Below are 19,176 nucleotides of genomic sequence, written 5' to 3' on the forward strand. Positions count from 1 at the left end.
GCTTGCCCGCGATGGCGTCATGTCAGCCCGCACATTTGTGATCGGGTATTTACAGGGCGAACTGCGCGAAGCTCACGCCAGCGCCTGCCGGGCGTACATCTTTCAGGAACGAATCCTTGTCCGCGCTCAGCTCCAGGGTAATCTCCGGCTTGCGCTTGCCCGCGTTGCGCACCACCAACCCTTCAAGCTTTTCACGCAGGTACACGGTCGGTACTTTCAGGTGCAGCAACTGGTCGGTCTCGGCGTTGTGCATCAACAAATGAATCCACTCGTACTGGCCGATGGCGATGCGTGCCACTGGCAGGTCGAACCACCAGATGTTGCGCTTGCGGTCCAGGTCGGTGAAGTGGCAGTTGTTGACGCCGAGCACGGCACCGCCCAGTTCCAGGTTTCTGCGGGCGATGGCCTGTGATTTATTGAGTTTCATAACCTTCCTACGGGATCTGTTATTCAGCGGTTGAGCCTGAATCTGCCGGGCATTCTCGGGGGTTGGCCGCAAAACATAAAGCCAAACCTGTGCTGGGTGATGAAATGCCTTACGCAAATAATTGAAACTCTGCGCAGAGGCTCAGAGTCAACCCTTACGTAATGACCAAAACCCTTGATTGTTCTTACGGAGAAATACCATGGGCAGCACAGCGGATAAGGCAAAAGGTTTAGCAAACGAAGCCATCGGCAACATCAAGCAAGGTGTCGGCAAAGCCACTGACAACACCAAGCTTGAGGCCGAAGGCAAGATCCAAGAGAAGAAGGGCGAAGCCCAGCAAGCGGTCGGCAAGGTCAAGGACGCGGTAAAGAATACCGTCGACAAAGCCTGATTCCAGCGTTTGCACCATGCAGCATAACGGCCATCCACGGATGGCCGTTTTTGTGTCACACCCGATGTTTAAAGTTTCGAAATTGTTTCAAGGTCGCCAAATAGGCTACCTTGATGTAGAAAACGGCCCCTGAGTCGCCCACGAACTCAACCTTTTGCGGCGAAAGGAGACGCTATGATTTTTCCGGTATTAAAAGATCTGCCGCTGCACCGCGTATTGATGCGCACCGTCACAGAGTTCATCGACGACGAGATGCCTACCTACGCCTCGGCACTGGCCTACCAGATGCTGTTTTCGCTGTTCCCCTTCCTGCTGTTCCTGATTGCCCTGATCGGTTTCCTGCATCTGCCGGACTTCTTCAGCTGGTTGCGCCTGCAGTCGGAACTGGTGTTGCCGCCCCAGGCCCTGGAGCAGGTCAACCCGGTGATCGACCAGTTGCAGCAATCCAAGGGTGGGCTGCTGTCCGTGGGTATCGTCATTGCGCTGTGGACCGCCTCGGCGGGCGTGCGCCTGATGATGAGTGCGATGAACGCCGCCTACGACGTGGTGGAAGGCCGGCCGATCTGGAAACGTTTCCCGCTGTCGATTCTCTACACCGTGGGCATCGCTGGCATGTTGCTGGCCGCCGCCGCGTTGATGGTCCTGGGGCCGCAAGTGATGGAATGGCTGGCCGGGCAGATCGGCATGCAGGAATTCGTCGTGACCCTGTGGACCATCTTGCGCTGGCCGTTGATCGTGATCCTGCTGATGTTCGCCGTGGCCTTGATGTACTACGTGATGCCGGACGTGAAGCAGAAATTTCGCTTTATCACGCCAGGCTCGGTGCTGGCGGTGGTGGTCTGGATCGTGGCTTCACTGGGCTTTGGCTATTACGTCAAGACCTTCGCCGACTACAACGCCATGTACGGCAGCATCGGCGCGATCATCGTCCTACTGTTGTACTTCTATATTTCCGCCGCCGTGTTGCTGCTGGGCGCGGAGATGAACGCAGTGATCGAGCATATGTCTGCCGAAGGCAAGGACCCCGGTGAGAAGGATTTTGGCGAGCATCACCCCGATGAAAAACAGCATGTCTCGGGCCTTGGCCGGGACCATTCGATTCCCAAGCCCACCACTGATGAAACCTGACCGATGATTCGTGAAATCCTGAAAATGGGCGATGAGCGCCTGCTGCGTATCGCGCCACCGGTGCCACCGGAAATGTTCGACAGCCCCGAGCTGTGGCAGTTGATCGATGACATGTTCCAGACCATGGAGCACGTGGGCGGCGTCGGCCTGGCCGCGCCGCAGATCGGTGTCGACCTGCAACTGGTGATCTTCGGCTTCGAGAGCAGCGAGCGCTACCCGGATGCCCCGGCGGTGCCCCAGACCATCCTGATCAACCCGCTGATTACCCCGCTGAGCCCGGTGCTGGAGGAGGGCTATGAAGGCTGCCTGTCAGTACCTGGGTTGCGCGGTGCGGTGGATCGCTACCAGCAGATTCGCTACGAGGGGTTTGATCCCAAGGGCGAGCCGATTGTGCGGATTGCCGACGGTTTCCACGCACGGGTGGTGCAGCATGAGTGCGACCACCTGATCGGCCGCCTGTACCCCTCGCGGATTACAGACTTCAGCAAATTCGGGTTTATCGAGGTGATGTTCCCGGAGCTGGATCCCGCCGCCGACGCTTAACCCTGGCGGCACAGGCCCATGGCAATCATCGGCTTGTTGCGTTTATAGCGCACCAGGCGCTCGGCCAACGACTGTGGCAACACGGTCTGCTGGCTGAAGCCCTGGGCGGCATAAAATTCTTCCAGGTCGGGGTGGCACAGTAACCACACGGTGCCTTCAACAGGCGCGATGGCTTTGGCGATCAGCCGCGCTGCCAGCCCTTGCCCGCGCAATGTCGGATCGACAAACAACCCGGTTAGCCACTGGCCGCCGACCACAGGGCTCAGGCACAGCCCGGCGACAATCTCGCTATTGCGCGCCACCCACAACTGGCCGCCCTTGAGGGCTTTCATCGAGGAATTGTGGCTGCGGTAGAACTTGTTCAGCAGCGGCCACAGGGGCTCTGCCAGTAGATCAATGTGCAACTCGGGCATGGTAGTTCGACAGGCGTGATCAAGAGCCGGGGATTATAAGTCGGGCAAAGCGCCTTCTGTTGGGCAATAGGTGTTATACCCCTTGTTACTTCCTCTGTTAGTGGAGCATGCATCATGGCCAAAGGTATGGATTCAAAGAAAGCCGCGAAGAAGAAACCGGCAAAGACCGCCGATGAAAAACGCGCGGACAAAAAAGCCAAGAAAACCGAGACAGGCCTGTTCGGTCACTGAGTGCCTGACTATAGGAGCGAGCTTGCTCGCTCCTATACGGTATCGATACACACTGACATCCCCCCGCACGTCCCCCTCCAATACCTGTTCATCAATACTGGCTGATTACTGGCCTTGCATAGCGCCAAGCCCTGTCTATGCTCACCCATAACCACTTATGTCGCTTGCCATATGAAGCGTTTTGGGTGGCCGATTGCATAGTGATTGATGAGCACTATACAAACCGTGAATAGATGAGTGCGTATGTCAAAGCGCCGGGAAAAAAGGAGCATCAGGTTAAATGGATTTACGTGTGTCGGTTAAAGCGGACCCCTGGGGGGGTCATCAAGAAAAGGATGCCTTGAAACGAGCGTTGCCCCATGGACTCTCCGATTGGCCATCATTTATCTATCGCCTGACACTTGTCCTGTCTCTGGACGGATGCGTTTGCCTGTTTTGTGGAAAGTTGTACTGGGTCAAATCCAAGAACTAACCGTCATTCAAAGACAGCGCTGAAGGTGATCCGATCATGTTTAACCTCCACCACAAATCCGACCTGCTGGAAATCGAGCGTTTTTCCTGTGCGCTGACCCAGGCCCAAGCCAAGCTCGCGGCCATCAGTCGTTCGATGGCGATGATCGAGTTCGATCGCGACGGCGTGGTACTGGATGCCAACGAAAACTTCTGTAGGACCATGGGCTACAGCGCCGAGGAAGTACGCGGCAAACACCATCGAATCTTCTGTGAAGAGTCCTACTACCGCAGCGACGCCTACGCCAAGTTGTGGCGCGACCTGGCCCAGGGCGAGCCCATCAGCGGCACGTTCATGCGCTTGACCAAGAGCGGTCAGGAAGTGTGGCTGGAGGCCAGCTACATGCCAGTGTTCGGCCCGGATAAACAGGTGCAGAGCGTGATCAAGGTGGCGTCGGATATTTCCGAGCGGATCCACCGTGAACATGAAAACCAAAGCCTGATCGACGCCATCGGCCGTTCCATGGCCGTCATTGAGTTCACGCCCCAGGGGCAGATCCTCAATGCCAACCAGAATTTCCTGAAGACGGTGCAGTATTCCCTCGGCGAAATCGTTGGCCAGCACCACAGCATGTTTTGCCACCGCGCCGAGGTGGAGTCGCCGGCTTACAAAGCATTCTGGGCCTCCCTCAACCGCGGCGAATTCCACTCCCACCGTTTTGAACGGCGCAACAAGCAGGGTCAGACACTTTTTCTGGAAGCCTCCTACAACCCAATCTTCGATACCAACGGCCGCCTGTACAAAGTAGTGAAGTTCGCCAGTGACATCACCGAACAGGTCACCACCTTGCGTAACGCTGCCGACTCGGCCCACGCCACTTCGGTACAGAACGACGCCTGCGCCCGCAAGGGCTCGCAAGTGGTGCAGCAGACGGTGCAGATCATCGAAGAAATCTCCCGTGACCTGAATGAAGCGGCGTTGAGCATCGATGCGGTGAGCAAGCAGTCGGACATTATCGGCACCATCGTGCAGACCATTCGCGGGATTGCCGATCAAACCAACCTGTTGGCACTCAACGCGGCAATTGAAGCCGCCCGCGCGGGTGAGCACGGCCGTGGTTTTGCAGTGGTGGCGGACGAGGTGCGCAGCCTGGCGGCGCGTACCAGCCAGGCGACGATCGAGATTGTCGATGTGGTGCGCAAAAACCACGATTTGTCCCTGAGCGCGGTATCGAGCATGCAGTCGAGCCTGAGCCGTACCGGGCTGGGGGTGGAGTTGGCCAATGAAGCGGGGCAGGTGATCCTGGAGATCCAGGAAGGCTCGCGGCATGTGGTGGATGCCATCGGTCAGTTCAACTCCACCCTGCAACTGCAATAGCCCCCCAACGGAGCCGGCTTGCCGGCTCCTACACGGGTCAGATCGCCGCCAGGGTATCTTTCACGGCCTTGATCTGCGGGTCGGCAGTCTTCTCGGCAAACTGCTGCGCCGCCTGCATTTTCAGGCGCTCAGTCACTTCCAGGGCAATGGCATTCTGCTGTTCTATAGGCATCGCTTTCACTTCTTCTTCGGTCAGGCCCTTTTCCTTGAGGATCTGATCGCGAATGCGCTCGGCCGGCGTCTTGGTCATGTACTCATTGAATTCTGTGCGAGCCTGGGTATTGGCTGAGGTGGCCGGCGTGGCGCTGGTCGGCGGCGTTGCTTGCAGTTGCAGGCGGGTCTTGGCAAACGCGGCATCCACATTGCTGGCCGTGGTGTCGGTAGCCTTTTGCGTTGCTTGCACCTGGGTTGCGGCAACGGCGTTCTGCACGTTCTGCATCACGCCGCTGTACAGCGCGCTGGCGGCGGCGTTGGCCGGGTCCAGGTCGGGGCGTTTGGACTGTTGGATCACGGACGAGACTTGGGTATTGACCAACATGATCGGGCACCTGTGGTTTTGAACGGTCCATAGGGTTTAGCAATTAGCGTGCCGGGACCTAAACCCCTGTGTTCATTGGCTGTGAGGGCAGTCTTTAGGCAGCAAGCGGGTTGCCGACGGCCAATGTTTGCCGTCGGCGGCCATTGCCTTCAGTAGGTGATGGGAATCTCGAAGACCTGGAAGGCATCGTCCTGCGGCTGATACCCAAGAACCCGTGTGGTCTCGCTCAAGTCCAGGCGCTTGAAGCGGTTATTGGAAATGCCATGGGCGATCAGGTGCTTGACCCCCTCGGCCTCCACCGAGCGTTGCAACAACTGCACGGCATCCCGAGGGCTGAGCCAGGCGCTGAGGTCGCGGGCGTTGTTCAGGTCGTGGGTTTGGACAAATTCAAACGCGCCAATGCGTAATGCGATGGTGGAGAGTGGGGTTTTGGCAGCGTAATAGCCGCACAGCGCTTCGCCGTAGCATTTGCTCACGCCATACAGGTTGGCCGGCAGCACCGGCATGCCTGGGGTGATTTGCCGATCCACCGGGTAGCCTTCGATGGTCTGGGCGCTGCTGGCGAAGACCAGGCGCTTGACGTTGGCGGCCACAGCCGCTTCGAACAGATAGGTGGTGGCGAGGATATTGTTGGGTAGCAGTTCGTCGAAGGTGGCGCTGGCGTGGGGAATGCCCGACAGGTGCACAACCACGTCGATGCCGTCGAGCAGCGCGGTGAGGGCCGCTTTGTCACTCAAGTCGGCCTGCACGAAGCGATGGCCGTCGAGGGCGAAGCCCGGTGCGACGCGGTCGGTGAGGGTAAAGCGGTAGCGATCTTTCGACGCTTCGAAAAATGTCTTGCCGATCCTGCCGCAGGCGCCGGTGAGCAGTACGTTGAGTCCTTTCATCGTGTAATCCTTAGTTGTGCCCGTCGAGGGCAAAGGCTTGGAAACCTGGGCGCTGGCTGAGCAGGGCGTAGTACGCATCGACAGCCGGGTAGGACGGGTGCTCCATGGGCGTCATCCGCCAGCGGTGCACCGACAGGCCGATCAGGATATCGGCGAGGCTGAAGGTGTCGCCAGCCACATAGGCGCCGGTTCTGCTCAGTTGCTGCTCCAGCAACCCCATCTTGTCGTTCCAACCGCGCACACCGCCAGCAATGCGCTGCGGCTCCTGGAAGTCCGGGTTCTGGCGCACCAGGGCGTGGAAGGCATAGCCCCAGGACGGGTTGAGTTCGGTGGCTTGCCAGTCCATCCATTGCTCGACCCTGGCCCGTGGCGCGGGGGCGGCGGGCAGCAAGTCATGGCGCTGGTGCAAGCCCACCAGGTAGCGGCAGATGGTATTGGACTCCCACAGCACGCCGTTGTCGTCGATGATCACCGGGATCTGGGCGTTGGGGTTCAGGGCGAGGAAGGCGGGTGATTGGGTGGGGGTGAAGCCGATGCCCCAGTCTTTGCGCTCGTAGGGGATTGCCAGTTCCTGGCAGGTCCACAGGACTTTTCGTACGTTGATGGACGAAGTGCGACCCAAGATTTTCAGCGCGTGTCCCATGGTGCTTCCCTGGCAGGTGTGAGTTGGGCAATTTAGCAGGGGCCAGGTGGGCACGGTAAAAAAAGTGGGGGCTGGCAAGCCAGCTCCCACCTTTTTGATCGCGTCTGGGCTTTTAGTTGTGCGGTGTTTGCTGGTCCATCAGTGTGCTCATCAGCAACACGCCCAACTCGCTCAACTGATGAATCGCCAGGGTCCTGTCACGGTCTTTGCCGGTCAGGTCTTCGGACAGGTCCAGCAGCAACGTGGTAACGGAGGAAAAGGTTTCATAGCTGTTGGCAATCAGGCTTTCGCTGCTGGCGCCGGAAGTGACGGTGAACAGGGTGGAAGGTTCGGGCGCCGGGGCGGTCGGGGGATTGAGGTAGTGATCAATAGCGCGGTGGGCGGCCTGGTTGAGTTTTGCGTCGTGAAGCGGGGGGTTGGGAGTAACTTTGAACATGGTTATGACCTTTGGCTGGGCCACCACCGGGTCGCTACTAAACGAAAGGGTGGCGGCTGTACGCAGGTTAGTAGACCGGTAAAGTCATACAAAAAACCGGCGCGCCACGAGGGCGCCCTGCGCACAGCCACCATCAAGCACAGGCGGTAAGCCTGATAGATGAAGCTCATGCTCATTTGTATGACTGCTCAGGCTACTAAACCCGATCACCGAGAAGTTCAGCGACCGGGCCACCTTAGAGAGCCCCACCCAGGCGCACAAGCCGGCGGATTCTGACGCAACCGTAGGTAACGGAGCAAGGCGCTGCCAAAGAGTCAGTCTATTCCTACAGCTGGCGCCTAGGTGCTCTCGCGCACCTTCAACTCAAACCCCATATCCACCACCGGCCGGGCGATCTTGTTGCCGGCCATCACCGTCAGCAAATGCTCTGCCGCGCGTCGGCCAATGGCTTCGCGCGGGGTGCTGATGCTGCTCAGGCGCGGCACCATGAAGCTGGAGGCGGGCAGGTCGTTGAAGCCCAGTACCGCCACCTGCTGTGGCACTTTGATCCCGTGGCGCAGGGCTTCGAGCAGGGCGCCCTGGGCCAGGTCGTCGTTGCCGAAGAAGATCGCGTCCACGTCCGGGTGGCTGGCCAACAGTTGCAGGAACAACTCGCCACCCAGGCCCACCGACGAGGGGCGCGGCGTCAGCAGTTCGAGGGCCGGGTCATACAGGCCGGCCTGCTGCAGGCCACGACGGAAACCTTCACCGCGCAGCAGTGTGCGCTGGTCCAGTTGCGCGCCGACATAGGCCAGGCGTTTGCGGCCCCGGGAGATCAGGTGCGCCGCAGCGGTTTCACCGGCACTGATCTGCGAGAAACCGACGCAGTTGAGGCCGGCCGTCGGGTCCAGGTCCATCATGTACACGCAGGGCACATTGCTCGACTCCACCATGCGCCGGGCGCTTTCGGTGCGGTCAAAGCCGGTCAGCAGCAGGCCCCGAGGCTGGTAGGCCATGTAGTTGCGCAACAGGTTTTCTTCTTCGTCCCGGGAATAGTGGGTGTTGCCGATCAGCACTTCGAAGCCCTTGGGCCGCAGCACCTGGTGGATGGCTTCCAGGGTTTCGATAAACAGCAGGTTGGACAGCGAGGGCACCAGCACCACCACCGACTGGCTGCGGGCCGAGGCCAGGGCGCGGGCGGCGGGGTTGACCACGTAGTTCAGCTCGGCGGCGGCTTTCTGTACTTTTTCCACCAGTTCGGTGGCCACGGTACTGATCCCGCGCAGGGCCCGGGAGGCGGTAATCGGGCTGACCCCCGCCAGGCGGGCAACTTCGTTAAGGGTAGGGCGACCCGTCGTGCGGGTATTTTTATCGTTCTTGGAGGTCATCAGGCGGCTTGCCAAACAAAAATCGAGGCACTAAGGTAGCGCTGTCTCCAAAGGCCTGCAAATACTTGCGCAAAGGGTTGCCTGATCCTTGCGCAAACAGTTGGAGAGGATGCACGCGTCACTCCATAAAAATGACAATTAGGCGCGGGAAAAGCCTGTTTTTGCACTAGCCTTAGGGCGTGCAAAGGTAGCGCTATCTGCGTCCTGAGGTGTTTCATGAGTCAACCTGTTACCGCCCTGGTCATCATGGGTGTTTCCGGCTGTGGCAAGTCCAGTGTCAGCGAGGCCCTGTGCCTGTTGAACGGCGCCACCGCCATTGAAGGCGACAGCTTTCACCCGGCTGCCAACATCGAAAAGATGAGCGCAGGCCATCCTCTCAACGACGACGACCGTGCCGGCTGGCTCGATATCCTCTGCGATGAGCTGCGCCGTGCGCTCAAGGCCGGCGAGCATCCGGTGCTGACCTGTTCGGCGCTGAAGAAAAAATACCGCGATCACCTGCGCGAAGCCGCACCGGGCCTGGGCTTTGTCTTCCTCGAACTGACCCGCGAGGTGGCCGCCGACCGTGTGTCCCATCGCCCCGGCCATTTCATGCCGGCCAGCCTGATCGACAGCCAGTTCGCCACCCTCGAATCGCCCATTGGCGAGCCGCTGACCCTGGCCCTCAATGCCAGTGAAGACAGCATCGAGGCGTTGGCCGCGCAGACCCACGCGTGGTGGCTGACCCACGGCTTTGAACCTTCCCGATGATTTTTTGGCTGAAAGATAGCGCTATCCGACGGCACGAAACTCAACACCCGCTTTAATAACAACAACAAACAGGAGACGACCCCCATGTTTGGCATGTCCCACGAGTCTTACCTGCTGCTCGATGCAGTGGTCACCATCATCGGGTTGATCGTGTTGATCACCCGGTTCAAGGTTCACCCCTTTATCGCCCTGATCATCGCCTCAGGTTTTCTGGGCCTGACCTCGGGCATGCCCGTGGACAAGATCATCAAGGCCTTCCAGGACGGTTTCGGCGGCGTGCTCGGGTTTGTCGGGATAATCCTGGCGCTGGGTACGATGCTCGGCAAGATGATGGCCGAATCCGGCGGTGCCGATCAGATCGCCCAAACCCTGATCCGCGCCTTCGGCAAGGACAAGGTGCAGTGGGCAATGATGTTCGCCGCCTTCCTGGTGGGCATCCCGCTGTTCTTCGAGATCGGCTTTGTGTTGCTGATCCCGCTGGTGTTTATCGTTGCGCGGCGCACCGGTGTGTCGCTGATCAAGATCGGCATCCCGTTGCTCGCCGGCCTGTCGGCGGTGCACGGCCTGGTGCCGCCGCACCCGGGGCCGTTGCTGGCCATCGGCGTGTTTGGCGCGGATATCGGCAAGACCATCCTTTACGGCCTGATCGTCGCCTTGCCCACCGCCATCATCGCCGGGCCGATCTTCGGTACGTTCATTGCCAAGTACATCCCCGGCAACCCGTCCCAGGAACTGGTGGACCAACTGGCCCGTGAGTCCGACGGGAAAAACCTGCCGAGCTTCAGCATCACCCTGATCACCGTGCTGCTGCCGGTATTCCTGATGCTGCTCAAAACCTTCGCCGACATCGCCCTGCCAGATGGACACATCGTGCGCAACTGGATGGACATGATCGGCCACCCGATCAGCGCCTTGCTCCTGGCGTTGCTGCTGTCGCTGTACACCTTTGGCCATCGCCAGGGCATCCATTCCAAACAGATCCTCAAGCTGCTGGATGCCAGCCTTGCGCCGACCGCCGCGATCATCCTGATCATCGGTGCCGGTGGCGGTTTCAAGCAGATGCTGGTGACCAGCGGCGTGGGTGATGTGATCGGCCATATGGCGGTGACAGCGCAGATCAACCCGATCCTGCTGGCCTGGCTGGTGGCGGCGGTGATTCGGATTGCCACAGGCTCGGCGACCGTTGCCACCATTACTGGCGCAGGCATTGTGGTGCCGGTGGTGGGGATGGTGCCGGGGGTCAACCTGGAGTTGCTGGTGCTGGCGACGGGGGCGGGGTCGTTGATTCTGTCGCACGTCAACGATGCAGGGTTCTGGCTGGTCAAGCAGTACTTCAACATGACCGTGGCCGAGACGTTCAAGACCTGGACGGCCATGGAGACCATCCTGTCCATCGTGGCGCTGGGCTTCATCATGTTGCTGTCGTTGGTGGTTTAAACCTTCACTGACATCACTGTAGGAGCCGGCTTGCCGGCGATAGCATCACCTCGGTATGCCTGGCACCCCGAGGTGTGTGCATCGCCGGCAAGCCAGCTCCTACATTGACCGTTGGATCGGGTTAGGCATCAGGCTTTAGTGACCAGCCCATCAGCCCGGAACATGGCGCGGATCCCGCGCACCGCCTGGCGAATGCGGTCCTGGTTCTCGATCAGCGCAAAGCGCACATGGTCATCGCCATACTCGCCAAAGCCGATCCCCGGCGACACACACACCTTGGCTTCGAGTAGCAACTTCTTGGCAAATTCCAGCGAACCCATGGCGGCATACGCCTCGGGGATTTTCGCCCAGACGTACATCGACGCCTTCGGGTTCTCCACCATCCAGCCCAGCTCATGCAGGCCCTTGACCAGCACGTTGCGGCGCTGGCGGTACTGCTCGGCAATATCCTTCACACATTGCTGGTCGCCTTCCAGCGCGGCAATCGCCGCCACTTGCAGCGGGGTGAAGGTGCCGTAGTCGTGGTAACTCTTGATGCGCGCCAGGGCGTTGACCAGTTCTGCGTTGCCCACCATAAAGCCAATGCGCCAGCCGGCCATGTTGTAGCTCTTGGACAGGGTAAAAAACTCCACCGCAATGTCCTTGGCGCCCGGCACCTGCATGATCGACGGGGCTTTCCAGCCGTCGTAGACGATATCGGCGTAGGCCAGGTCGTGGATCACCAGCACGTCGTACTGCTTGGCCAGGGCGATCACCCGCTCGAAGAAATCCAGCTCCACGCACTGCGCGGTCGGGTTGGACGGAAAACCCAGGATCATCATTTTCGGCTTGGGGATCGAACCGCGAATCGCCCGTTCCAGCTCGGCAAAGAAGTCCACGCCGGGAATCAGCGGCACCGAACGCACCTGGGCGCCGGCAATCACCGCACCGTAGATATGAATCGGGTAGCTGGGGTTGGGCACCAGCACGGTATCGCCCTGGTCCAGGGTGGCCAGCATCAGGTGCGCCAGGCCTTCCTTGGAGCCGATGGTCACGATGGCCTCGGTTTCCGGGTCGATATCCACCTCATAGCGGTCCTTGTACCAGCGCGAAATAGCGCGGCGCAGGCGCGGGATGCCTTTGGAGGTGGAGTAGCCGTGGGTGTCTTCACGCTGGGCGACGGTCACCAGTTTTTCCACGATATGCGGTGGGGTCGGGCCGTCGGGGTTACCCATGCTCAAGTCGATGATGTCTTCGCCGCGCCGACGCGCAGCCATCTTCAGCTCGGCAGTGATATTGAAAACATAAGGGGGGAGTCGATCTATGCGCGCAAAGCGGCGCGGCGAACCTTGGTCTGCCATTGTTGCCTCGGAATACGTAAGCGCCCGGAACCGTCCGAGCGACGTCGGCCACTGCGGTGGCCTGCGGGGCAGACAATACGGGCGATGACAGCCGTTTGTCCAGATGGCGTAGGAAATTTTTCGGTCTGGAGTATGAAGCGAGTATGCCCCTATACTCGGTATGGTTTTGGTCACTCACCCATGGAGATTGTGCAGATGAACCAACAGGCAACGCTACCCCTGGAACCCCGCATGGAAGAGGGCAAGGCCATGGTGATCGCCGGGGTCGGCGGCCATTACGGCAAGGCTACCCTGGGGGACATTCCGAAGTTGTGGGAGCTGTTCGACACGTGCATCAAGGACATCAAGAAGCGCATTGGCGGCGTGACTTACGGCGTTTGCTACAACGCCACGCAAGAAGAATTCGATTACATCGCCGGCGTCGAAGTACCGGCCAAGCACGATGTGCCGGGCAACTTTGTATCCATTGAAGTGCCGGCCAATCGTTATGCCGTCTTCGCGCACTACGGGCCGGTGTATGCGCTGTCGCAGACCTATGAGCGGATCATGTTCGAGTGGTTGCCGACGTCGGGCTACAAGGTCGCCGGGCCGGATTTTGAGCGTTACAGCGCCGATTTCGATGTGGTTAAGGGCACCGGTACTGTGGAAATTTGGCTGCCTGTCGAAAAGTCCGCATAACCTGTACATCGCCTGATCCACCGCCATCGCAGGCAAGCCAGCTCCCACATTTGTATCGGGGTGTACTCAAAACCTGGTACCGCGCAATTACCTGTGGGAGCGGGCTTGCCCGCGATGGCGATCTCAGGGGCGCCCGAGCCGGCCAGGGCCTCAATACAACGTGGCCTTGACCCGCTCCGGCATCTCCCGATCATAGGCCTCGGCATCAAACTGCCCATCATTCAAACGCTTGTGGATGGCCCCCGCTGACGGCAGCGTTGAACGCTCTACATGCTTGTCCGGGTTCCAGCAATCGGAGCGCACAAAGGCTTTCGAGCAGTGGAAATACGCCGCTTCTACCTGCACCACAATCACCGAGCGTGCCGGCTTGCCATTGACCGCAAAGCTTTGCAGCAACTCAGGCTCGATGGAAATCTGCGCCCGCCCGTTGACCCGCAGGGTCTCGCCGATCCCCGGAATGATAAACAGCAGGGCAATCCGTGGATCCACAATCAGGTTACGCAGGGTATCGAGGCGGTTGTTGCCCGGCCGATCCGGGATCGCCAGCGTGCGTTCATCGATGATCCGCACAAACCCCGGCACATCGCCCCGAGGCGAGCCGTCGAGGCCATCGGCGCCTGAAGAGCTGACAATCACCAGCGGCGAGGCGTTGACCATCGCCTGGTAATCCTCATTGAGAAACGCGATTTCCTTGCGCAGGGCACGCTCGTGGGGCAGGCCGTAGAGGGTTTCGAGTTGGTCCAGGGTGGTTAGCATGGGAGTCTCCTTGCCGGTAATCAAAACAGTAGCGCCAACCGCCGCTCATAACCCACCCGCCCTTTATACGCCTCGCCCCGGTCTACCCAGCCCTGCTGCAAATACAAGCCCAGCGCCGCCACATTGTCGCTGTCCACCGACAACTCCAAGGCGCTGATCTGCGGCCAGGCCAGGCGGGCGGCGGCGGGTAGGGCTTGTAGGCAGGCCTTGCCGAAGCCTCGGCCCTGTTGGTGGCGGTCGACTTGCAAGGCATGCAGTGTGGCGCTGTGTGCGTCGGCCCAATGGGGCAGGCAGGGCGGGCGCTTGAGCAGCAGGAAGGCCACGGGAACGTCGTCGGCCAGCAGGGCGAAGCCCTTGATGCCGGGGCTTGGGTTGACTTGCAGGCTGTTCAGCGCGCAGTAGATATCACCGCTATAGGCCAGTCGCTCGGGGTGCACTTCGAGGGTGGCGAGTTGCTGTTGCTGGGTAGCAGTCAGCGTCTCATAGGGCGCGAGGCGGGTTTCCATCGAGCAGATATCCGAAGTCCTACAGGGAAGTCGCAAATTCTAGCGGCTTTATCCTTGGCGAAATTATTTTTTGTAGGCTTGTCGATTCAAAGGCGGGTCATTCGACTAAGGGTGTCTTCCGTGATTTTCCACCCCGAGGAGTATCGCCATGAGCAACCCAATCAACACCCTGATCGAGCAATGGAAACACGCGGTGGTCGCCAAGGATGTCGAGCAGATTGTCAGCTTTTACGCCGACGATATCGTCGCGTTCGACGCCGTCAATGCCCTGCAGTTCAAAGGCAAGGCGGCCTACCGCGCCCATTGGCAGGCCTGCATGGAGTTTTGCCCAGGCCCAGGGGTTTTTGACTTCCATGAACTGCATATCGTCGCCGCCGATAACAGCGCCTTTGCCCACTGGCTCGCGCACTGTGGTGGCTCTGGGCCAGATGGCGTGCTGAAAACCTGCTGGATGCGCGTCACCGCCGGTTATCAACGTATCGACGGCCAATGGAAGGTGGTGCATGAGCACTGGTCCGCGCCTTTCGATATGGAAACCGGCGCCGGGCTGTTCGACCTGAAACCTTGAGCGCTGCCAACTATAGTCAGTAGTCCGAAAACGGAGAACGCCATGAAATACCTGTGCCTGGTCTACAGCGCCGAAGCCTTGCTGCACAGCCTGCCCGACAGCCCCAAGGACCCGGAATGCCACGCCTATGCCGAGGCGGTCCACGGTAGTGGCCGCATGCTCGCGGCCGAGGCCCTGGAGCCGGTGAGCACGGCCACCACCGTGCGCATGCGCAACGGCAAGTTATCGATCACCGATGGGCCGTTTGCCGAAACCAAGGAGCAGCTTGCCGGCTTCTATCTGATTGAAGCCCGGGACTTGAATGAGGCGCTGCAGGTGGCCGGCGGCATTCCGGCGGCACGGGTCGGCAGTGTGGAAGTACGTCCCGTGCGTGATTTGAATCTCTGAACCCAACAATCACAAGACTCAGGAGGTTTATCCATGAACACTCAACCCGCTGCATTCGAACTGTCCATCAGCCGCATGATCGACGCCCCGCCGAGCCGGGTGTTCCGTGCCTGGACCGAGCCTGCGTTGTTGCAGCAATGGTGGGGCCCACACGGCATGACCACGCCGGAGTGCGAAATGAACCTGTGGGTCGGTGGTCTGTTTCGCACCCTGATGCGCGCGCCGGACGGCAGCGAGTATCCGACCCAGGGCGTGTTCCTGGAGATCGACGCGCCGCGCCGCCTGGTGTTTACCGATGCGTTCCTGCCCGGCTGGATCCCATCGGGCAAGCCGTTCATGAGCGCCGAAGTGACCTTCGAGGACGTTGCCGGCAAGACCCGCTACACCGCGCGCGCCATGCATTGGACTGAAGCCGACAAACAGGCCCACGAAGCCATGGGCTTTCACCAGGGGTGGGGCGAGAGCCTGGACCGGCTGGTGGCGCTGGTGACCCAGGGCATGCCCGATTGACCGTCAAGGCCCGGGTCGAGGCGGTCTACCGCAGTGACTCGCGGCGCGTCCTGGCGACCTTGATTCGCCTGCTGGGGGATTTCGATCTCGCCGAAGAAGCCTTGCACGAGGCGTTCTTCGTCGCGGTCGAGCGCTGGCAGCAGGATGGCGTGCCCGACAACCCTGGGGCGTGGCTGGTGTCGACCGGGCGCTTCAAGGCCATCGACCGCCTGCGCCGCCAGGCCCGTTTCACCCCGTTGCTGCAGGAGCAGGCCGATGCGCTGGAAGCGGCTGACTGGAGTGCCGAAGACGTGGAAGACGACCGCCTGCGCCTGATCTTCACCTGCTGCCATCCGGCGCTGGCGGCCGATGCGCAAGTGCCGCTTACCCTGCGTGAGATTTGTGACCTCAGCACCGAGGAAATTGCCCGAGCCTTCCTGGTTACGCCGGCCACCATTGCCCAACGCATCGTGCGCGCCAAGGGCAAGATCCGCGAGGCGAAAATCCCCTACCAAGTTCCAGGGCTGGCGGAGTTGCCTGAGCGCCTGGACAGCGTACTGCGCGTGATTTACCTGGTATTCAACGAGGGTTATTCGGCGTCCATGGGCGCCGACCTGACCCGTGACGACTTGACCCGCGAGGCCATACGCCTGGGCCACCTGCTCCTGGAGTTGCTGCCGGAGCCGGAAGTCATGGGCCTGCTGGCGTTGATGCTGCTCCATGAGTCCCGGCGCCCGGCCCGGTTATCGCCCGCTGCTGAGTTGGTGCTGCTGGATGAACAGGACCGGACGTTGTGGGATGCAGCGTTGATTGCCCAAGGCTGCGCGTTGGTGGAGCAGGCCCTGGCCACCCGGCGTTTTGGCCCTTACGGCCTGCAAGCAGCAATTGCCGCGGTGCACGCCGAGGCGCCGAGTGCGGCGCAGACCGATTGGCCACAGATTATTGGCCTGTATGACGTGCTGCTGAGGATGCTGCCGTCCCCGGTGATCGAGCTCAACCGCGCCGCCGCCGTGGCCATGCGCGATGGGCCATTGGCGGGGTTGCAACAGGTCGAGGGGATCCTGGCGCGCGGCGAGTTGCTGGATTACCACCTGGCGCATTCAGCGCGTGGCGAGTTCTGCCGGCAATTGGGGCGGATGAAAGAGGCGCGTCAGGCGTATGAAAAAGCCCTGTGCCTGACCCAGCAAATGCCGGAAAAGCGCTTCATCGAACGACGCCTGGCAACCTGCGCCGATAGGCCTGTGTAGGCGCCGGCTGAGGTTATTCGAGCATCTTTTGCAGCAACCAACTCCCCGCCGGGCCCGGCGGGTGTTGCCGCGACCACAAGGCATCCACCGCCACCGAGCGCGGCCAGCCGCGAGCCTTGAGCTCCACCAGTTGGCCATTGGCAAAGCGCTCCACCAGCCAGCTCGGCAAGGGGGCCCAGCCAAAGCCGAGGATGGCCATCTCCATCAGCATCAAAAAGCTGGGGGCGGACCAGACTCGGCCGGTCAGCCGGTTTTCATTGGGGTTGATGATGCTTGCCAGGCGCAGCTCCCGGTGCTGTTGCAGGGTTTGCTGGTCGATGCCATCGAGGCTGGCCAGTGCGTGCCGCGGGGACACAAACAGCGCAAGTTGTGCGCGCTCCTCGATGGTGGCATGGGTCAGGTCTGGCGGGTAGACCTCCTGCGCCTCGATAAACGCCAACTGCGCGCGCCCGCTTTGCACCAGGGCGATAAGGTCTTCGCATTCGGCAATCAACCACTCCAGCTCCAGGTCCGGATAGCGCTGCTCCAGGGCACCGAGCAGCGTTTCAAAGCGCCCCGACTGATAGGTATCAGACATGGCAATACTGAGCTTGGGCTCCAGCCCCTGGGATAACTGGCTGGCGGCAAGCTCCAGGCGACTGCTGGCCTCCAGCACCTGCTCGGCCCGTTGCAGCAGAACGTGCCCGGCCGGGGTCAGGCTGGGCTTGCGGCTGCTGCGGTCGAACAGCACCACGTCCAGATCAATCTCCAGGCTGGCCACTGCGGCGCTGACTGTCGACTGGCTCTTGCCCAGCTTGCGCGCCGCCGCCGAAAACGAGCCTTGGGTCGCCGCCTGCACAAACGCTTGCAACACTTCATGAGAAGCCATGATCTATCGCCTTGATCGATGGTTATTGATTATGAAGTATCGTTTCAGGGCGCGATGATGGCAACCCAAGACATTCACAGAGCAACACCTATGAACACCACCAAGTCCATCACCGAACGTGTTTTCCAGGCCCTTGGCTTCGAAGGCCTGGCCTTGCTGATCTGTACCCCGTTGCTGGTCTGGATCACCGGTCGCCCAGCCCTGGAAATGGGCGCGGTGACCCTGGCCATCAGCCTGTTGGCGTTGACGTGGAACATGATCTTCAACAGCGTGTTCGATCGCCTCAAGGTGCGCCTGCAACTGGCCAATAGCGTCAAGACCCGGATCATGCACGCCCTGCTGTTCGAGGGTGGGCTGATTCTGTTTGCCGTACCGCTGATTGCCGCGTGGCTCAATATCAGCCTGATGCAGGCGTTTATCCTGGATATCGGCGTGCTGCTGTTCTTCCTGCCGTACACCTATGTGTACCACTGGGGCTACGACGTGCTGCGGGAAAAGTTCCTGCAGCAACGTGCGCCAGAGCAAGTGTGAGGGTCAGACGAACATTCCGCCCGACGCCTCGATACGCTGCCCATTGATCCATTTGCTGCCATCGGCCAGCAAGGTGGAGATCGCCCCGCCAATGTCGTCCGGCAAGCCGACCCGACCCAGGGCCGTGTTGCTGGCGACAAAGGCATTGATGCCGGCGTTGTCGCGTACCGCGCCGCCACCGAAGTCGGTCTCGATGGCACCGGGGGCGAGGGTGTTGACGCTGATCCCCCGTGCGCCCAATTCCTTGGCCTGGTAACGGGTCAGCACTTCCACCGCGCCTTTCATTGAGGCGTAGGCGGCATAACCGGGCAGGCTGAAGCGGGCCAGGCCGCTGGAGATATTGATGATGCGCCCGCCATCGACGAGCAGCGCCAGGAGCTTCTGGGTCAGGAAGAACGGGCCCTTGAGGTGGATCGCGACCATTTGATCGAACTGCGCTTCGGTGGTCTCGACAAAGCTGGCATGGGTGCCGATCCCGGCGTTGTTGATCAGGAAATCGAAATGCGCCTGGGCGAAATGCGCTTGCAGGACCTCGCCGAGCTGGCTGACAAACCCGTCGAACGTGGCGCTCTGGCTTACATCCAGTTGCAGCATGGCGGCGCGGCCGCCGAGCTGTTCAATCTCTGCCACCACCGCCTGGGCCTCAGCGGCCTTGCTGTAGTAGGTGCCGACAATATCGATGCCTTGCGCGGCCAGATGCAGGGCGGTGCTTTTGCCCAAGCCACGGCTGGCGCCGGTGATCAATGCGATTTTACGGGTCATGGTGCAGTCCTCGGAGCGGGTGGGT

24 protein-coding genes are annotated in these 19,176 nt (G+C 60.6%); 12 read left to right on the forward strand and 12 right to left on the reverse strand.

Going from position 1 to position 19,176, the window contains the following annotated elements; genetic code table 11:
• Positions 1–49: 49 nt before the first annotated feature.
• The gene (locus HBO19_RS03160; RefSeq protein WP_057439943.1) at positions 50–427 is read right to left on the reverse strand and encodes a hypothetical protein; all 378 of its coding nucleotides are present in this window, start codon (positions 425–427) and stop codon (positions 50–52) included.
• 199 nt (positions 428–626) lie between these two features.
• On the opposite strand from HBO19_RS03160, the gene HBO19_RS03165 reads away from it, so the two are divergent.
• From HBO19_RS03165 to def, 3 genes are all read left to right on the forward strand, one after another.
• On the forward strand, positions 627–818 hold the full coding sequence (locus HBO19_RS03165; protein ID WP_170041927.1) for a CsbD family protein: 192 nt from the start codon (positions 627–629) through the stop codon (positions 816–818).
• A gap of 174 nt (positions 819–992) precedes the next feature.
• On the forward strand, positions 993–1,946 hold the full coding sequence (locus HBO19_RS03170) for a YihY/virulence factor BrkB family protein (RefSeq protein WP_029296445.1): 954 nt from the start codon (positions 993–995) through the stop codon (positions 1,944–1,946).
• 3 nt (positions 1,947–1,949) lie between these two features.
• Positions 1,950–2,489, forward strand: a complete 540-nt coding sequence (def, locus tag HBO19_RS03175; RefSeq protein WP_029296447.1) for a peptide deformylase — start codon at positions 1,950–1,952, stop codon at positions 2,487–2,489.
• Here the strand turns inward: def and HBO19_RS03180 are convergent.
• Complete coding sequence (locus tag HBO19_RS03180) at positions 2,486–2,902, reverse strand: GNAT family N-acetyltransferase (protein ID WP_169955339.1); 417 nt, start codon at positions 2,900–2,902, stop codon at positions 2,486–2,488. The genes def and HBO19_RS03180 overlap by 4 nt on opposite strands.
• A gap of 739 nt (positions 2,903–3,641) precedes the next feature.
• On the opposite strand from HBO19_RS03180, the gene HBO19_RS03185 reads away from it, so the two are divergent.
• Positions 3,642–4,961 (forward strand): PAS domain-containing methyl-accepting chemotaxis protein, encoded by a 1,320-nt coding sequence (locus HBO19_RS03185; RefSeq protein ID WP_169955338.1) that lies wholly within the window; start codon positions 3,642–3,644, stop codon positions 4,959–4,961.
• A gap of 37 nt (positions 4,962–4,998) precedes the next feature.
• Here the strand turns inward: HBO19_RS03185 and HBO19_RS03190 are convergent, their stop codons facing one another.
• From HBO19_RS03190 to HBO19_RS03210, 5 genes are all read right to left on the reverse strand, one after another.
• Positions 4,999–5,499, reverse strand: coding sequence for a hypothetical protein (locus tag HBO19_RS03190; RefSeq protein WP_169955337.1), 501 nt, complete (start codon positions 5,497–5,499; stop codon positions 4,999–5,001).
• 149 nt (positions 5,500–5,648) lie between these two features.
• A complete protein-coding gene (locus HBO19_RS03195; protein ID WP_169955336.1) occupies positions 5,649–6,386 on the reverse strand; it encodes an NAD(P)-dependent oxidoreductase in 738 nt (245 codons plus the stop codon).
• 10 nt (positions 6,387–6,396) lie between these two features.
• Complete coding sequence (locus HBO19_RS03200) at positions 6,397–7,029, reverse strand: glutathione S-transferase (protein WP_169955335.1); 633 nt, start codon at positions 7,027–7,029, stop codon at positions 6,397–6,399.
• 112 nt (positions 7,030–7,141) lie between these two features.
• Positions 7,142–7,465, reverse strand: coding sequence for a DUF6124 family protein (locus HBO19_RS03205; RefSeq protein ID WP_170041930.1), 324 nt, complete (start codon positions 7,463–7,465; stop codon positions 7,142–7,144).
• Positions 7,466–7,803: 338 nt separating this feature from the next.
• Complete coding sequence (locus HBO19_RS03210) at positions 7,804–8,835, reverse strand: LacI family DNA-binding transcriptional regulator (RefSeq protein WP_169955372.1); 1,032 nt, start codon at positions 8,833–8,835, stop codon at positions 7,804–7,806.
• Between the two features lie 213 nt (positions 8,836–9,048).
• On the opposite strand from HBO19_RS03210, the gene HBO19_RS03215 reads away from it, so the two are divergent.
• Positions 9,049–9,582, forward strand: a complete 534-nt coding sequence (locus HBO19_RS03215; RefSeq protein WP_169955333.1) for a gluconokinase — start codon at positions 9,049–9,051, stop codon at positions 9,580–9,582.
• A gap of 84 nt (positions 9,583–9,666) precedes the next feature.
• Positions 9,667–11,019, forward strand: a complete 1,353-nt coding sequence (locus tag HBO19_RS03220) for a GntP family permease (protein ID WP_169955332.1) — start codon at positions 9,667–9,669, stop codon at positions 11,017–11,019.
• 128 nt (positions 11,020–11,147) lie between these two features.
• Here the strand turns inward: HBO19_RS03220 and alaC are convergent, their stop codons facing one another.
• Positions 11,148–12,359, reverse strand: a complete 1,212-nt coding sequence (alaC, locus tag HBO19_RS03225) for an alanine transaminase (RefSeq protein ID WP_029296464.1) — start codon at positions 12,357–12,359, stop codon at positions 11,148–11,150.
• 195 nt (positions 12,360–12,554) lie between these two features.
• Between alaC and HBO19_RS03230 the strand changes: the two genes are divergently transcribed.
• Positions 12,555–13,037, forward strand: coding sequence for a GyrI-like domain-containing protein (locus tag HBO19_RS03230; RefSeq protein WP_170041932.1), 483 nt, complete (start codon positions 12,555–12,557; stop codon positions 13,035–13,037).
• A 150-nt stretch (positions 13,038–13,187) separates the two neighbouring features.
• Here HBO19_RS03230 and HBO19_RS03235 read toward each other — a convergent pair whose 3' ends face one another.
• A complete protein-coding gene (locus HBO19_RS03235; RefSeq protein WP_170041933.1) occupies positions 13,188–13,793 on the reverse strand; it encodes a pyridoxamine 5'-phosphate oxidase family protein in 606 nt (201 codons plus the stop codon).
• Between the two features lie 20 nt (positions 13,794–13,813).
• Positions 13,814–14,299, reverse strand: a complete 486-nt coding sequence (locus HBO19_RS03240) for a GNAT family N-acetyltransferase (protein ID WP_170056879.1) — start codon at positions 14,297–14,299, stop codon at positions 13,814–13,816.
• Positions 14,300–14,447: 148 nt separating this feature from the next.
• Here HBO19_RS03240 and HBO19_RS03245 point away from each other — a divergent pair, with 148 nt between their 5' ends.
• From HBO19_RS03245 to HBO19_RS03260, 4 genes are read left to right on the forward strand one after another with little or no spacing between them, the layout of a single operon-like run.
• Complete coding sequence (locus HBO19_RS03245; RefSeq protein WP_170056880.1) at positions 14,448–14,867, forward strand: nuclear transport factor 2 family protein; 420 nt, start codon at positions 14,448–14,450, stop codon at positions 14,865–14,867.
• A 42-nt stretch (positions 14,868–14,909) separates the two neighbouring features.
• Positions 14,910–15,254 carry a YciI family protein gene (locus tag HBO19_RS03250; protein WP_169955326.1) on the forward strand — a complete coding sequence of 115 codons (345 nt, stop codon included), beginning with the start codon at positions 14,910–14,912 and terminating at the stop codon, positions 15,252–15,254.
• Between the two features lie 33 nt (positions 15,255–15,287).
• On the forward strand, positions 15,288–15,764 hold the full coding sequence (locus HBO19_RS03255) for an SRPBCC family protein (RefSeq protein ID WP_169955325.1): 477 nt from the start codon (positions 15,288–15,290) through the stop codon (positions 15,762–15,764).
• On the forward strand, positions 15,761–16,990 hold the full coding sequence (locus tag HBO19_RS03260) for an RNA polymerase sigma factor (protein WP_170056881.1): 1,230 nt from the start codon (positions 15,761–15,763) through the stop codon (positions 16,988–16,990). The genes HBO19_RS03255 and HBO19_RS03260 overlap by 4 nt, the downstream gene beginning before the upstream one ends.
• A 13-nt stretch (positions 16,991–17,003) precedes the next feature.
• Here HBO19_RS03260 and HBO19_RS03265 read toward each other — a convergent pair whose 3' ends face one another.
• Positions 17,004–17,858, reverse strand: a complete 855-nt coding sequence (locus tag HBO19_RS03265) for a LysR family transcriptional regulator (protein ID WP_169955323.1) — start codon at positions 17,856–17,858, stop codon at positions 17,004–17,006.
• A gap of 90 nt (positions 17,859–17,948) precedes the next feature.
• Between HBO19_RS03265 and HBO19_RS03270 the strand changes: the two genes are divergently transcribed.
• Positions 17,949–18,389, forward strand: a complete 441-nt coding sequence (locus HBO19_RS03270; RefSeq protein WP_169955322.1) for a multidrug/biocide efflux PACE transporter — start codon at positions 17,949–17,951, stop codon at positions 18,387–18,389.
• Positions 18,390–18,392: 3 nt separating this feature from the next.
• On the opposite strand, the gene HBO19_RS03275 is transcribed toward HBO19_RS03270, so the two are convergent.
• Positions 18,393–19,151 (reverse strand): SDR family oxidoreductase, encoded by a 759-nt coding sequence (locus tag HBO19_RS03275; protein WP_170041936.1) that lies wholly within the window; start codon positions 19,149–19,151, stop codon positions 18,393–18,395.
• Positions 19,152–19,176 lie beyond the last annotated feature (25 nt).

The sequence above is a fragment of the Pseudomonas sp. WS 5021 genome, assembly GCF_012985535.1.
Lineage (GTDB): Bacteria > Pseudomonadota > Gammaproteobacteria > Pseudomonadales > Pseudomonadaceae > Aquipseudomonas.